General features: G+C 68.9%; 13 protein-coding genes. 4 read left to right on the forward strand and 9 right to left on the reverse strand.

Annotated elements, in window-relative coordinates; translation table 11 throughout:
- Positions 1 to 152 precede the first annotated feature (152 nt).
- The 4 genes from ABZV40_RS33375 to ABZV40_RS33390 all read right to left on the reverse strand — a co-directional run bounded on the left by ABZV40_RS33375 (position 153) and on the right by ABZV40_RS33390 (position 4,247).
- Positions 153 to 1,124: an NAD-dependent epimerase/dehydratase family protein gene (locus tag ABZV40_RS33375; RefSeq protein ID WP_355450627.1), complete on the reverse strand. Its 972-nt coding sequence runs from the start codon at positions 1,122 to 1,124 to the stop codon at positions 153 to 155.
- The gene (locus tag ABZV40_RS33380; protein WP_355450630.1) at positions 1,125 to 2,162 is read right to left on the reverse strand and encodes a Gfo/Idh/MocA family oxidoreductase; all 1,038 of its coding nucleotides are present in this window, start codon (positions 2,160 to 2,162) and stop codon (positions 1,125 to 1,127) included.
- Positions 2,162 to 3,655: a sugar transferase gene (locus ABZV40_RS33385; RefSeq protein ID WP_355450633.1), complete on the reverse strand. Its 1,494-nt coding sequence runs from the start codon at positions 3,653 to 3,655 to the stop codon at positions 2,162 to 2,164. Before ABZV40_RS33385 ends, ABZV40_RS33380 begins: the two co-directional genes overlap by 1 nt.
- A 367-nt stretch (positions 3,656 to 4,022) precedes the next feature.
- The gene (locus tag ABZV40_RS33390; RefSeq protein WP_355450746.1) at positions 4,023 to 4,247 is read right to left on the reverse strand and encodes an RNA-binding S4 domain-containing protein; all 225 of its coding nucleotides are present in this window, start codon (positions 4,245 to 4,247) and stop codon (positions 4,023 to 4,025) included.
- Between the two features lie 118 nt (positions 4,248 to 4,365).
- On the opposite strand from ABZV40_RS33390, the gene ABZV40_RS33395 reads away from it, so the two are divergent.
- Positions 4,366 to 5,013, forward strand: a complete 648-nt coding sequence (locus ABZV40_RS33395; protein WP_355450636.1) for a DUF2306 domain-containing protein — start codon at positions 4,366 to 4,368, stop codon at positions 5,011 to 5,013.
- A 290-nt stretch (positions 5,014 to 5,303) separates the two neighbouring features.
- Here the strand turns inward: ABZV40_RS33395 and ABZV40_RS33400 are convergent, their stop codons facing one another.
- Genes ABZV40_RS33400 through ABZV40_RS33415 form a run of 4 tightly spaced genes read right to left on the reverse strand, consistent with a single transcriptional unit; the run spans position 5,304 to position 7,837 of the window.
- Positions 5,304 to 5,720 carry an SLATT domain-containing protein gene (locus ABZV40_RS33400; RefSeq protein WP_355450639.1) on the reverse strand — a complete coding sequence of 139 codons (417 nt, stop codon included), beginning with the start codon at positions 5,718 to 5,720 and terminating at the stop codon, positions 5,304 to 5,306.
- Entirely contained in the window at positions 5,717 to 6,919 is a 1,203-nt protein-coding gene (locus ABZV40_RS33405; protein ID WP_355450642.1) for a hypothetical protein, read from the reverse strand. The genes ABZV40_RS33400 and ABZV40_RS33405 overlap by 4 nt, the downstream gene beginning before the upstream one ends.
- Before the next feature lie 43 nt (positions 6,920 to 6,962).
- Positions 6,963 to 7,121 carry a hypothetical protein gene (locus ABZV40_RS33410; protein WP_355450645.1) on the reverse strand — a complete coding sequence of 53 codons (159 nt, stop codon included), beginning with the start codon at positions 7,119 to 7,121 and terminating at the stop codon, positions 6,963 to 6,965.
- Positions 7,118 to 7,837, reverse strand: a complete 720-nt coding sequence (locus tag ABZV40_RS33415) for a haloacid dehalogenase-like hydrolase (RefSeq protein WP_355450648.1) — start codon at positions 7,835 to 7,837, stop codon at positions 7,118 to 7,120. The genes ABZV40_RS33410 and ABZV40_RS33415 overlap by 4 nt, the downstream gene beginning before the upstream one ends.
- 36 nt (positions 7,838 to 7,873) lie before the next feature.
- Here ABZV40_RS33415 and ABZV40_RS33420 point away from each other — a divergent pair, with 36 nt between their 5' ends.
- Positions 7,874 to 9,259: an SDR family NAD(P)-dependent oxidoreductase gene (locus ABZV40_RS33420; RefSeq protein WP_355450651.1), complete on the forward strand. Its 1,386-nt coding sequence runs from the start codon at positions 7,874 to 7,876 to the stop codon at positions 9,257 to 9,259.
- 176 nt (positions 9,260 to 9,435) lie between these two features.
- Complete coding sequence (locus tag ABZV40_RS33425) at positions 9,436 to 10,098, forward strand: Ku protein (RefSeq protein WP_355450653.1); 663 nt, start codon at positions 9,436 to 9,438, stop codon at positions 10,096 to 10,098.
- A 63-nt stretch (positions 10,099 to 10,161) separates the two neighbouring features.
- Here ABZV40_RS33425 and ABZV40_RS33430 read toward each other — a convergent pair whose 3' ends face one another.
- A complete protein-coding gene (locus ABZV40_RS33430; protein WP_355450656.1) occupies positions 10,162 to 10,848 on the reverse strand; it encodes a heparin lyase I family protein in 687 nt (228 codons plus the stop codon).
- Between the two features lie 57 nt (positions 10,849 to 10,905).
- On the opposite strand from ABZV40_RS33430, the gene ABZV40_RS33435 reads away from it, so the two are divergent.
- On the forward strand, positions 10,906 to 13,770 hold the full coding sequence (locus ABZV40_RS33435; RefSeq protein WP_355450659.1) for an AAA domain-containing protein: 2,865 nt from the start codon (positions 10,906 to 10,908) through the stop codon (positions 13,768 to 13,770).
- The last annotated feature ends 22 nt before the right edge of the window (positions 13,771 to 13,792 follow it).

Consider the following 13,792-nt stretch of genomic DNA (forward strand, 5'->3'; position numbering starts at 1 on the left):
CGAGGCGCGACCACACCTCGTTACAGGTTTGGGGTCTCGATTAGGCCAAAAGTTCAACGGGCCCAAGGGTTTCCGTTGTCTCGTAACTGTGAGTTAGATCGATGCGACCAGCTGAAACGGCCTGGTTTCGCACAGTCAGGCCGTCTTCACCGTCAGCTCGTCTTCTCGGCACGCCACCACGCGACGAGGTCGCGCAGGCCGCCGTCCATCTCGATCTCGGGCTTCCAGCCGAGGTCGGTGGCCGCGGCGCTGATGTCGGCGAGCCGGCGGGTGACGCCGTTCACCTTGCGCTCCGGGCCGTGCTCCAGCGGCAGGTCGGAGTCCATGGCGGCGAGGAGCGCGAGGGCGAGGTCCTTGAGCGAGGTCTCCTTGGCGGACGCGATGTTGTACACCGCGTCCGTCACCGGTGCCTTGGCGGCGAGGACGTTCGCGCGGGCGATGTCGTGCACGTGCACGAAGTCCATCGTCTGCGCCCCGTCACCGAAGATCAGCGGCGACTTGCCGTCGGCGATGCGTTCCATCCAGCGGATGAGCACCTCCGTGTACAGGCCGTGGACGTCCATCCGCGGGCCGTACACGTTGAAGTAGCGCAGCGCCACGTAGTCGAGGTCGTACATGGCCTTGAAGCTGCGCAGCATGCCCTCGTTGAACGCCTTCGCGGCGCCGTAGAAGGTGTCGTTGTTGTACGGGTGGTGCCGTTCGTTGGTCGGGAACGACTCCGCGAGCCCGTACACCGACGCGGACGACGACGCGATGACCTTCTTCACGCCGGCGGCCGCGGCGGCCTCGATGACCGTGAACGTGCCGTCGACCAGGCATTCCAGCGCGAGCCGCGGTTCCTCGGCGCACTGGGTGATGCGGATGGCGGCGAGGTGGAAGACGAGGTCCTGGCCTTCGGTGAGCTCGCGGACGAGCGCCTTGTCGTTGATGTCGCCTTCGACGATCTTCACGACGCCGGACTCCAGCGCGCCCTTCAGGTTCTCCCGGCGGCCGCGCACGAAGTTGTCGAGGACGACGACCTCGGAGGCACCGGCCTCGACGAGCTGATCCACCACGGACGACCCGATTGTGCCCGCGCCGCCCGTGACGAGCGCCCGCTGGCCGCTGATCGGTTGTGCCGTCATTTACGAAACCCTGCCTTCGACTTGGTGAACGGGAACGAAAACCCCGCCGGAGCGCAGCGACTCCGACGCCGCCTCCAGCACGGCCAGCACGCGCAGACCCGCGCGGCCGTCCGTCAGCGGTGGACGTTTCTCGATGATCGACGCGGCGAACTCGGCCATCATCGTGCGCAGCGCCTCGCGTTCCACCAGCGCCGGCGCCACCATGTCGCCGGTGCGGTAGGAGATCTTCTGCTGCTCCTCGGAACGGTCGACGCCGCGGTCGTAAATGGACAGTCGCTGCGCCGGGTTGTTGTCGTCCCAGACGACGGTGCGCTGGGAACCGCCGATGACCATCGTGCGGATCTTCGTCGGCGACAGCCAGTTCACGTGCACGTGCGTGATCGCCCCGTTGGACAGCCGGACCGTCAGGTGGCCGACGCACGCGACGCCCGCGCCGATCGGGTCCGCGCCGTGCGCGGCGACCTCCACCGGCACCACGTCGTCGGGCAGGATCGCCTCGAAGATCGACAGGTCGTGCGGGGCGAGGTCCCACAGCACGTCCACGTCCGGCTGCACCAGACCGAGGTTGATGCGCACCGAGTCGATGTACTGGATGTCGCCGATCTCGCCACCGCGGATGATCTGGCGCAGGTGCTGCACGGCCGGGGTGTAGGCGAACGTGTGGTCCAGCATCAGCGTGAGACCGCGGGACTCCGCGGCCTCGACGAGCTTGAGGCCGTCCTCCAGGTTCGCCGCGAGCGGCTTCTCCACCAGGACGTGCTTGCCGGCCTCCAGCGCCGCCAGTGCGACGGGCAGGTGGGTGGCGGCGGGCGTCGCGATCGCGACGGCGTGCACCTCGGGGTCGGCGAGCACCTCGTCCAGCGACGCCGTGGCGCGCACGGTCGAGTACTCGCCGAGCACGCGCCTGGCCTTGTCGACGTCGAGGTCGCAGAGGTGGCGGAGTCTCAGCTGCGGGGTGGCCTGGGCGTTGCGGACCAGGTTCGGTCCCCAGTACCCGGCGCCGATGACGGCGATGCCGATCAAGTTCTCATTCCTCATCAGTAGGCCCCGTGGCCGCCGAAGACGGCGCGGAAGGTCTTCCACAGGATCACGGCGTCGAGGGCGAGCGACCAGTCCTCGACGTAGCGCAGGTCGAGCCGCACCGACTCCTCCCACGAGAGATCGCTGCGTCCGCTCACCTGCCACAACCCGGTCAGACCGGGCTTGACGAGCAGGCGGCGCCGCACGTCCGAGGAGTACTTCGCGGTCTCCTCCGGCAGCGGCGGGCGCGGGCCGACCAGCGACATGGTGCCCGTCAGGACGTTGAACAGCTGCGGCAGCTCGTCGATCGAGTACCGGCGCAGGAAGGAGCCGACCTTGGTGATGCGCGGGTCCTTCTTCATCTTGAACAGCAGGCCGTGGCCCTCGTTGGCGGCGGCCAGCCGGGTGCGCAACGCGTCGGCGTTCGTGACCATGGTGCGGAACTTGATGATCGTGAAGGGCTGACCGCCCTTGCCGACCCGCTTCTGGCGGTAGAAGACGGGACCGCGGCTGTCGATCATCACGAAGGCGGCGACCGCGAACATCAGCGGTGCCAGCAGGATCAGCAGCAGGAACGCGCCGACGCGGTCGACGACGTCCTTGACCAGACGGCGGAATCCGCTCAGTGCCGGTTCACTCACCCGCAGCAGCGGCATGCCGAGCACGGCGCTCATGTGCAGGCGGGGGCCGGCGACCTCCATCAAACCGGGCGAGACGACCATCTCCGCGCCGGAACCCTCGAGCGCCCAGGCGAGCTGCTGCAGCCGGCGGGGCGTCCAGTACGCGTCGGGTGTCACGGCGACGATGCGGTAACCACCGCGGCGGACGTGATCGGCGAGCTCGCGCAGCTGGCCGACGACGGGCACGCCGTCGACCTCGGTGCCGGAGCGGCCGCGGCCGTCGATGGTGCAGATGGCGTCCACGCGCCAGCCCAGGTGCGCGACGCGCTTGGTGCGGTGGATGAGGTCCTCGACCGTGTCCAGGTTGCCGGCGGCGAGGACGGAGAGCAGGTAGCGCCCCTCTTTGCGGCCGCGGTGCAACGGGCGGCGCAGCAGGTAGCGCATGGGGAAGGCGACCAGGGCGATCGCGGGGACAACGACGAAGACCCACAGGCGGGCGCCGGGGATGTCGACGGCGAGCGCTCCGAGACCGAGCGCCACGACGGCACCGAACAAACCCCGGCCGAGTCTTCGGAACTCCTCGGCGCCCTGGCCGAGGACGGTCGGCGTCCACACGCGGTTGATCGCGAGCGAGCCGACGACGACAACTACTGTGAGTGTGTCCAGCAGGGCAAGGGAAAGCGGGCCGAAGACGGCGTGGCGCACGCTCATGACGGCACCGACCCCGATGACGACCAGGGCAACGGTCAGCACATCGGCGGTGATCACGGCGTAGCGGTAGCGGCTTTCCCAGCGGGCGACAGGTGGGTGCGTCTGTCTGTGTTCGGGCAGCGGATTGAGCGTGGAGCGCAGCCCTTCGACGTCACGGGCAGCGCGGACCTGCTCACTCATCGTTTCTGATCTCCCCGGCTCAGCGGCGAATCCGGACATGCACGTACGCAGGTCACCCCGAAGACCTTTGAATCTTCGACCTCCGGTCACGCCCTGCACAGGCGCCACACCCGAAGCTCGCAACCGGTGATTCGCCCGGTCCGGCATCCGCGTTACAGGCTCCGGAAAAAGTTTTTCCGTTGCCCGAATGCCGGACGTGACCCACGTCTCACCGTCTGGAAACCACGGCCCCGCAAGACGATTCCACGTGTCCACAAGGGACATAGTGGTTACGTATACCGCAGGCGATTCGTTCAGATCAGGTCTTCAGACCCTAGTCCTGTCGTCTGCCTTTGTGCATGTACTTACCGCTGAACGGAGTAATGTCCTACGGCCGAACGGAAACGCGGACCTTATCGCCTTCGACGACCACGATGTCACCGTTTCGGAGCTGGGCACCGCGCCGCACCTCCACAGCGCCGTTGACGTGGACTTCCCCGTCCTCGATCAGCTCCTTGGCGTGCCCGCCGTCCTCCGCCAGCTGAGCCAGCTTGAGGAACTGCCCTAGCCTGATCGGCTCTTCGGAGATCTCCACCGTCCGCATGAGCCACATCATCCCAGTAGGGCGCACCCCACCGCTTGCCCGGGGGCTCACACCAGAGCGTTCGGGTGAAGTCGTTGACAGCCTTATGGGCATGAAAACTTCTTGGGGGTACGTAGCCTGGTTGGCGGTGTCCGGAGTGGTCTGCGTCGCGATAGCGATCTTCGCGGCGAGCGCGTACGTGACCCTGGACATGAGCCAGGCCCGGCCGCATCTGCACGGGCCGGTGCACTACGGCCTTCTGGTGGCGCACATCTTCACCGGAACGGTCGCGGTCCTGGCGGGTGTCTCGCAGTTCTGGCCGCGCCTGCGCGCCAGGCACCCGCAGGTGCACCGGGTGCTCGGACGCGTCTACTTCGCCGGCGTGCTGCCGTCGTCAGTGCTCGGCGTCGTGTGCGCTCAGTTGTCACTGAACGGTCTGGCCGCATCGGCGCCGCTGACGGTGCTGTCCGTGCTGTGGTTCGTGAGCGCGGTGCACGGCCTGCGGACGGCCAGGCGGCGCCGGTTCGGCGAACACCGCATCTGGATGATCCGCGGTTTCGCGTTGACCGGCGCCGCCGTGACCGGCCGGTTGTGGGGCCTGCTGCTCGGCTCGCTGATGCCCGAGGGGAACGGGCTGGTCGTCTTCGCCACCGCGAACTGGCTGTCGTTCGTGGTGAACCTGCTGGTGGCCGAGTGGTGGATCGGGTCGCGGGGCTACACCCGGACCTTGCCCTCCGCAGCGCTGAGGCCCAGCATCTCCAGCAGATCAGCGCAGTCCAGCGCGTCCGTGGCGTGACAGGCCACGGTGCGTGCCGCCTTGCTGTTCTGAATCGTGCTGTGCTCCTTTTCCAGAGCCTTTGCCTCGGCGAACGTGCCGGTTTCCGGCTCGGCGATCGCGGGACGCGCCCAAGTCATGTCGTGCCTGCTTCCGCATCGGGGGATGAGGTCATCATGACTGGGGGGTGGCCGAAACGCCAGATCTGGTGCTTTGCGTAATCGGCCACCCACACAGCGTGGGGTGGTGCGTTCAATCGCGAAAGCGTTTTCCGGACACCGATGTTGATCGATTGTCGTCGGGAATTCGCTTCACCGCCCGTACCGCAGCACCGACTCCACTTCGGTCACAAATGCGACGAGCCTTTCGTCGTCCACGTCGTCCGGTGTGGGACCGTCCACCGCGAGCCGTTGCAGCGCAACGGATGTGGTGGCGTTCTCCCGCGCCAGGCGGCGGAATCCGAACGTGGCCTCGTACAACGACACCGCGGTGGCCAAGGCGGCCAGCGTCGTCGCGGCGAAACCCCACAGGGCCCGGCGCGGTCCGTCCGCCATGCCCACGGCCGCCGCGGCGGCCGCGGCGATGAAGAGCGCCGCCGCGACCGCAACCGTCCACGTCCGCGCGGCGGCGTACCGCTTGCGTCCGCGTTCGAAGTGGTCCAGCCGGTCGGAGAAGCGGTGTCGCAAGTAGGCCTCGACGAACTGGGCCTGCCGCTGCTTGTCGCTCATGTCCTGACCACCTCGTGCTTGCGGTCGCTGACCGCGGCCTCCAGGTCCGCCACCTTGTCCTGGCGTTCTTCTTCCGTGCCCGGCGCGGGGGCGGCCAGGTGCGCGAAGTACAGGGCGCGCAGGCGTTCCGCGCGGTAGCGGGCGGCGAGGTACTTGTCGAGCGACTCCCGCTTGCGCGCCACGATCGTGATGGCGGCGGCGAACGCACCGCCCGCGACCACCAGGACACCCGGCCACGGCGTGTCCTTCAGCCACGTCTGCAACGCGCCGAACACCGTCGTGGTGAGCCCGCCCGCGATCGCCAGCACGGCCATCAGCCGGTAGCGGTTCTGCTCGACGTCGGCCTGCGCGTCCAGTTCGTGGAACGCCGGCGCGACGACCGCGTTGGCGTCGTGGATCGCGTCGGCGAGCAACGGGTAGGCGACGACGAAACCGGGGTCGATCAGCGGCCGCGGCTCCGGCGCCCGGTACCGGACCTTGGGCCAGATCCTCGGCGGCTTGACGGGCTTCTCCTTGCCCAGCAACCGCTCCAGCGCGGTGACGACCTTGCCGGCGCCCTCGTCGACGTGGACGATGAAGATCTTGCCGCTGCGCACCAGCACCGCGAGGTCCCCGGTGAGGTCGCCGGTCGCGATGCGGTCCGCGAGGCCACCCGTGCCGGCGAGCACCAGCAGCGGGTTGTCGCCGCTGAGGTGGTCGATGACCTCCTTCTCGTTCTCGCCTCCGACGACGAGAGCGATGACGGGTTTCTTGTGCCGCACGGCGTCGATCGTCCGGAACAGCACCGGTGTCGCGTCCGTCCACTCCGAACCGGGCACGATGACGGCGACGCTGTGGTTGGGTTCCAGCGCGACCTGACCGTTGGTGGAGGTCTCGGTGAGGTCGTGCACCTTGCTGCTGGGCGCGACCCCGACCACGACGGGCCAGCGCTGCTCACAGGCCTGCAAAGCCATGCCCAGCAAGTGGACCACGCCTCTGTCGGTGCCTTCCGTGACGAACACCGCGCCGTTGCGCGCCGCGGTCACCACGACGGATCTGAGCACCGGCAACAACTTCGCGGCGAGATCCGTCTCGATGTCTTGAGTGGAGCCGAAGACCGAGATGACCGTGCGCCCCCGGGGCAAACCGAGGGCCTTGGGTTTGATGTCGGCGTCCGGCTGGGACAGCCGTTTGACTGTCGGGCCGCCTGCTGTGGGCATGCCGCGCACGATAACGCCGTGATCGATGCCAGACCAGAGCCCGTTAGACCTCATCCTCGTCGTCCAGCGGGACTTCCTGCTGCTGCTCGACGGCGTCCGCCTCGTTGGCTTCGAACGGCACGTCCGGCGTCTCGACCGGTTCCTGCGGCACGATCTCGCGCTGCTGCTCCTGCACGTCCGCGTCGGGTGCTTCGGGGTTCATGCGGTGCGGTTTCCCGTGGTGCCCGTCTTCCACACCTGCCGGGTCAGCTCGCCGAGGTCGCCGAGGTCGTCGAGCACGATCTCCGCACCGGCTTCGTGGAGGTCGTGCTTGCTGCTGCGCCCGGTCGCGACGGCCACGAGCCGCACACCGGCCACGTGCGCGGCCCTGACGTCGTGCGGGGTGTCACCGATGAGCACGACTTCGTCATGTGTGAAGAACCGGATGTGCCGCGCGCGCTCGCGTGCGAACGTCACGAGCTCCGCCCGGTCGGCGTGGTCGTCGCCGAACGCGCTCACGTCCCAGTCCACGAGCCCGGCGAGCCCGAACGCCTCCAGCTTGATCCTGGCGACGGTCCTGAGGTTCGCGGTCAGCACGCCCTGGTGCACCCGCGGGTCGGCGGCGAAGTGCTCCAGCGCGGCCAGCGCCCCCGGCAGCACCTCGGCGTGACCGGGCAGGTCGTGCCGGCGGCGGTGGAACGAGTCGGTGAGCGCGGTGGCGAGCAGCCGGGAGGCGTCCTCGGTGTGCTCGATGTCGTGCCGGCGCAGCAGCTCGGCGATGACGTCGAGCTCCGTGCGCCCGCCGAGGTCCAGCGAGCCTTCGAGCTCCCTGCCGAACGCCGACTGGAACGCCGTGCGGTACATCAGCTTGCCGAAGCCGCGTGCCGAGATCAGCGTGTTGTCGATGTCCCACAGCACCAGCAGTTCGGGCCCGGTCATCGGACCATCACCCCACAACCCGTAAAATGCCTGCTCATGACCTCGATCGACCCCGCGGAGCTGGAAGTCTGCCTGCGCGTGCTCGCCCAGGTGGAGGACCTGCCCGCGGAGCACGAGGACGCGGTGCGCGTCCGCCGGGCCACCGCCAAGATCTTCAAGGCCGCGAAGAAGTTCCGCAAGACCGAACGCCGGGCCGCCATCACGGCCAACGACCGGGCCGTCACCGCCCTGACCGCCACCGGGTCGCCGGACCGCATCGACGACGAGACGCAGGGCCTGCCGCTGGTGTCGAACGCGACCGGCGCCACCGCGGGCACGCTGATGCGCGCGCGGTCCTGCTACACGTGCCGCCGGCGGTTCGTCGAGGTCGACGCCTTCTACCACAACCTGTGTCCTTCGTGCGCCGCGTTCAACCACGGCAAGCGCGACGCCCGCACCGACCTGACCGGCCGCAACGCCCTGCTGACCGGCGGCCGCGCGAAGATCGGCATGTACATCGCGCTGCGCCTGCTGCGTGACGGCGCGCACACCACGATCACCACGCGCTTCCCGAAGGACGCCGCGCGCCGGTTCGCCTCCATGCCCGACGCCGCCGACTGGATCGACCGCCTCAAGATCGTGGGCATCGACCTGCGCGACCCGGCCCAGGTGCTGGCGCTGGCCGACGAGGTGGCGCTGCGGGGCCCGCTGGACATCCTCATCAACAACGCCGCCCAGACCGTCCGCCGCTCCCCCGGCGCCTACGCCCCGCTGGCCGCCGCCGAACACGAGGCGCTGACCGGCGATGCCCGCCGCCCCGAACTGATCTCGTTCGGCGGCCACGGCCAGCTGGCGCTGCCCGGCACCGCGGTCCCCGAGGCGCACTCGGTGACGACGCTGGCGCTGATGGCGGGCTCCAAGGACATCGACGCGGGCGGCCTCGTACCCGACACCGCCGCGGTGAACTCGTGGATCCAGAACGTCGACGAGGTCGACCCGGTGGAGCTGCTGGAAGTGCAGCTGTGCAACTCGACCGCGCCGTTCCTGCTGATCTCGCGCCTGCGCCCGGCGATGGCGAAGTCGTCCGCGAGGCGCAAGTACGTGGTGAACGTGTCCGCGATGGAGGGTCAGTTCTCCCGCGCCTACAAGGGATCCGGCCACCCGCACACGAACATGGCGAAGGCGGCGCTGAACATGTTGACGCGCACCAGCGCCGAGGAGATGCTGCGGACCGACGGCATCCTGATGACCGCCGTCGACACGGGCTGGATCACCGACGAGCGCCCGCACCCGTTGAAGATGCGCCTGGCCGAGGAGGGCTTCCACGCCCCGCTGGACCTGGTCGACGGGGCCGCGCGCGTGTACGACCCGATCGTGCGCGGCGAGGCGGGCGAGGACCTGTACGGCTGCTTCCTGAAGGACTACTCGCCCGCCGCGTGGTGACGTGGTGCGTTCGCCGTCGATGAAGGGCGCCTTCATCCACCTGACGTGGATGAAGGCGCCCTTCATCGAGCAGCAGGCGCGACACACGTGTCCGAGGTACCCGTCGGACGCACCCGAACGAGCCTTTTCGTCACGCCTTGGGTGAACATGGCCTGCGTTTGACGTACCCATTTGTCATGAGAACTGTGTGGCGGGGAGCACTTCGGTTCGGCATGACGACGATGACGGTGCGGCTGGTGTCCGCATCGACGGAACACCGCGGCAGAGTGCACCTGGTGCACCGCGAGGACAGCGGCCGCGTGCGCCACCAGCAGGTGTGCGGCGAGTGCTCGCTGCGCCTGACCCCCGACGACATCGGCCGCGGCTACGAGCTCGACGACGGCCGCATCGTGCAAATAGACCCGCACGACCTGCCGGCCCCGGAGGACGGCGTCATCGACGTCCAGCAGTTCGCGCCGGTCACCGACCTGGACCCGATCGCCCTGCACCGCAGCTACTACGTCGAACCGGACGACCTCTCGGTCCGCTCCTACGTGCTGCTGCGCGAAACCCTGGAGCGCACCAAGACCGCCGCGATCGTGAAGTTCGGCCTGCGCGGCAAGGAAACCCTGGCCGCCCTGCGCCCCCAGCACGGCGTGATCGTCCTGCACACCCTGCTGTGGCCGGACGAGGTCCGCGAGCCGCACTTCGCCTTCCTGCACCGCGACACCGAGGTCCGCACCGGCGAACTGGCCGCGGCAGCCGCGCTGGTGCGCGCGCAGACCCGGCCGTTCAAGCCGCACGACTACCCGAACAACTACCGGGAAGCCCTGCTGCACCTGGTGGAGGCGAACGTCTAGCCGTGCGGGCGGAGGACCCGCGTGACGGGGATGAACGCGGGTCCGCCGCCCGTGCCTGCGGGACTACCAGTTGGCAGGCTCGGCCAACTGGTAGCTCGTCGCGACGCGGAAGTGGTCGTGATAGATCGACAACGTCGACTGGCCCGCGGGCTTCCCGTTGCGCCACGCCGTGCAGTAGATGCCGGACGACCACCGCATCGTCCGCGAGGTCTTGGGCAGCACGGTCTGCGTGCGCGACACGACCTTCCGCCCGTTGATCCACACCTCGAACCTGCCGGTGTCCTTCGCGAGCTTGAACCGCGTCACGATCCGGGTCCACTCACCGCGCCCGATCTTGCCGGCCGTCCCGGAGATGCCGCCGGAGCCGCCGTAGCGGATCTCGTCGTTCTGCACGAACATCAGCAGCCACGGGCCTTCGGGATCCTCGGGTGACCACTGCTGGAACGTCACGTTCTGGTCGTGGTACTGCCAGTCCGCCGGGAGCATGACCGCCTGGCCGTAGTAGCGGTCCTCGCCGACCGACTGGGCGCCGCGGTCGATCGTCTCCGAGTGGTAGCCGCCGGTCTCGCCGATGTAGGTCTGCTTGGCCTCGATGGCCGTGGACCCCTTGTACGCGACGTTCGTGACGTCACGGATGACGCCGTTCTTCTGGGTGTAGTGGTAGTCCCAGCCGTTCAGGGTGCCTTCGTTCTGGAAGTCCACGCCGGGAGGAGGTGCGAGGAGCAGAGCCGCCATGAGCAGGGGGAGCATGAAACGCCTTCCACGGGTGCCGGGCGGCGGCTGCATCGGACACTAGCATCACTGTCCATGCTCGCCAGCCCGTCCGACCTCGTCGACCTGCTCGAGTGCGAGCACCGCAGCCATCTGGGACGACAGGACCGGCAGGGCGATCCGGACGAACTGCGCGCGGCGGCCGAGAGCACGGCCGTGAGGATGCGCGAACAGCACGACCTCATCGAGAACGCCGTCTTCTTCGACGGCGAGTTCCACTGCTCGGCGCAGACCCTTGTCCGCACACCTGTGGGCTACGAACCGTGCGACGAGGCCACCGAAGCCACACCGCTCGCCGTCCTGAGCCTCACCGCGGTCGCGCAGACGATCGGCGCCGAGCGCGCGCACCTGGTCGTCGACGGCAGGCGCACGACGTTCCGGACCTCCGACTTCACCCCGCTGCTGACCAGGCTCAAGACCCGGCTGGCGAACCCGGGACCGGCACCGACGCGGTCCTGGGGCGAGGTCAGGGCCGCGTGCAACGGGTGCCGATTCGCCCGTCACTGCGCCGCGGGCCGCGAAGAGGCCCGCGACCTGTCGCTGGTCGCCGGGCTGAGGGCGGACCAGCGGCGGAAGCTGGTTTCAGCTGGCATTGAAACCATCGACGCTCTTGCCGTCACCGAGGAGCGGCCCGCCACGCTGTCGCCCGCGAGCTTCACGGCGCTGACCGCGCAGGCCCGGTTGCAGGTGCGGCAGGAGCGCACGGGCGTCATCAGCTACGAGGTGGTGGCGCCGGAAGCGTTGCAGCACCTGCCGGAGCCGCAGGAGGACGACGTCTTCCTGGAGGTCGAGGGCGACACGTTCCGCACGCCCGGCTGGGAGGGCACGTTCGCGGAGTTCGTCGACCGCACGCCGACGGGCGCGGTTTACCACTTCACGCCGCACGATCTCGTCGCCAGGGCCGCGCGCACGGCGACCAAGGAGTCCGAAGTGGACGAACTGGTCAAACGGTGCGTGGATCTCGGCGCGCTCACCCGTCGCGTGCTGCGGGTGTCCACGCGCGAGTACACGTTGCCGGCGCTGAAACCGTTGGTGCAGGACGAGGTTCCGACCCGGGGTGTGCGGGACCTGCTGGAGAAGATCAAGCGCGAGCACGGTGTCGAGACCGCGGTGCGTGAAGAGCGGGACGAGGCCGCGCTGGAGAAGGCGGCGGAGCGGGCGCGCCGGATGGCCGCGCTCACCGAGCCGCTGATCGCCGAGGGGCACACGTTGTTCGCGGCCACCGTCGGCTATCACCGGCGGGAGGCGAGTCCCGCGTGGGGTGACTTCTTCCGGCAGGCCAGCGCGCCGATCTCGGACCTGGAGACCGACTCCAACTGCGCGGTGCCGATCACGCTCCGGGCCGAGGAGTGGGTGCCGCCGAGCGGGCGGGTGCGCACGCACAAGCGGCAGGTGCACGCGCGGATCGACCCGGAGCGGCCGCACCCGTTCGGCAAGGACGAGCAGGTCAGACTGCTGTATCCGGGCAACGTCACGCGCAACGCCGTCGTGGCGGACGACAACCCGTACGAGCTGGTCATCACCGAGAGCGCGGCGCAGGAGCACGCCGAGCTGCCGATCGCGGTGCTGCCCGGCAGCCCGGTTCCGGCGGCACCGAAGGACGAGGCGGTCGCGGAGCTGGCAGAGCAGGCGGTCGGTCTCCTGCCGCTGCTCCCCCGCAACCCCGGCATCGACCTGCTGCTGCGCACCCCGCCGGGGCCGTTGCCGCAGCACCCGGACGTCGTGCAGGCCGTGATCAAGGCGGTCGACCAGCTCGACGGCGGCACGCTCGCCGTGCAGGGGCCGCCCGGCGCCGGCAAGACGTACCTCGCGACCAAGCTGGTGCGCCACTTGATCGACCAGGGCAAGACGGTCGCGGTGACGTCCACGTCGCACAAGGCCGTCGAGAACGTACTGGGCTCGGTCGACCCGGACATCCCGATGGCCAAGCGCCCCAAGGGAAAGCCGGAGGAGGACGTGCCGTGGGACCAGCCGAAGGACAACGGCGCGCTCGCCCGGTGGCGTGAGGAGCACCCCGAGGGGCACCTCGTCGGCGGCACCGCGTGGACGTTCGCGAACGCCGTGATCAAGGCCCAGCCGTTCGACGTGATGATCATCGACGAGGCGGGCCAGTTCGCCCTCGCCGACGCGGTGGCGGTGGCGACGGCCGCGCGCAACCTCGTGCTGCTAGGTGACCCGCAGCAGCTGCCGCAGGTCGTGCAGGGCGTGCACCCACCGGGCTCCGACGCGTCGGCGCTCGGGCACCTGCTCGGTGACGCGGATGTGATCCCTGACCATTTGGGCTATTTCCTGGCCGAGACGCGCCGCATGCACCCGGCGGTCTGCAAGCCGGTGTCGGAGCTGTCGTACGCGGGGCTGCTCCATTCGCACGAAACTGCCCATAGCCGTTCCATCGAGGGCGTCGAACCGGGCATCTACCTGCGTGAGGTCGATCACCGGCACAACATCACGTCGTCGGCCGAGGAGGCCGACGCCGTGGTGGACACCGTGCGGTGGATCGTCGGTCGTACGTGGACGGACAACGGGCGGACGCGTGAGCTGACGGCGGCCGACGTGCTGGTGGTCGCGCCGTACAACCTGCAGGTCAGGGTGATCCGGAGGCGGTTGGCCGATGCGGGGTTCGACGAAACGCGGGTGGGCACAGTGGACCGCTTCCAGGGGCAGGAGGCACCCGCGGTCATCATGTCGATGACGTCGTCGTCCACCGTGGACCTGCCGCGTGGCCTGGACTTTCTTTTGTCACGTAACAGATTGAACGTGGCACTGTCCCGTGCCCAGGTGCTCGCCGTGATGATCTGCTCGCCACGGCTGCTGGATGCCGACGTCCGGGGTGTCGAACAGATGCGCCTGGTAGCCGGGATGCTCGGCCTCCTCGAACGTGTGAAGAAATTCCGTACGTGACGATACAAGTGTTGCCGGACAG

Source organism: Lentzea sp. NPDC004782, from assembly GCF_040609115.1.
In the GTDB taxonomy this organism is placed as follows: Bacteria; Actinomycetota; Actinomycetes; order Mycobacteriales; family Pseudonocardiaceae; genus Lentzea.

Bases quoted from the DNA above. Each gene is read 5' to 3' on its own strand.
- ABZV40_RS33375 (WP_355450627.1), bottom strand. From the start codon at position 1,124: ATGACGGCACAACCGATCAGCGGCCAGCGGGCGCTCGTCACGGGCGGC.
- ABZV40_RS33380 (WP_355450630.1), bottom strand. From the start codon at position 2,162: ATGAGGAATGAGAACTTGATCGGCATCGCCGTCATCGGCGCCGGGTAC.
- ABZV40_RS33385 (WP_355450633.1), bottom strand. From the start codon at position 3,655: ATGAGTGAGCAGGTCCGCGCTGCCCGTGACGTCGAAGGGCTGCGCTCC.
- ABZV40_RS33390 (WP_355450746.1), bottom strand. From the start codon at position 4,247: ATGTGGCTCATGCGGACGGTGGAGATCTCCGAAGAGCCGATCAGGCTA.
- ABZV40_RS33400 (WP_355450639.1), bottom strand. From the start codon at position 5,720: ATGAGCGACAAGCAGCGGCAGGCCCAGTTCGTCGAGGCCTACTTGCGA.
- ABZV40_RS33405 (WP_355450642.1), bottom strand. From the start codon at position 6,919: ATGCCCACAGCAGGCGGCCCGACAGTCAAACGGCTGTCCCAGCCGGAC.
- ABZV40_RS33410 (WP_355450645.1), bottom strand. From the start codon at position 7,121: ATGAACCCCGAAGCACCCGACGCGGACGTGCAGGAGCAGCAGCGCGAG.
- ABZV40_RS33415 (WP_355450648.1), bottom strand. From the start codon at position 7,837: ATGACCGGGCCCGAACTGCTGGTGCTGTGGGACATCGACAACACGCTG.
- ABZV40_RS33420 (WP_355450651.1), top strand. From the start codon at position 7,874: ATGACCTCGATCGACCCCGCGGAGCTGGAAGTCTGCCTGCGCGTGCTC.
- ABZV40_RS33425 (WP_355450653.1), top strand. From the start codon at position 9,436: ATGAGAACTGTGTGGCGGGGAGCACTTCGGTTCGGCATGACGACGATG.
- ABZV40_RS33430 (WP_355450656.1), bottom strand. From the start codon at position 10,848: ATGCTCCCCCTGCTCATGGCGGCTCTGCTCCTCGCACCTCCTCCCGGC.
- ABZV40_RS33435 (WP_355450659.1), top strand. From the start codon at position 10,906: ATGCTCGCCAGCCCGTCCGACCTCGTCGACCTGCTCGAGTGCGAGCAC.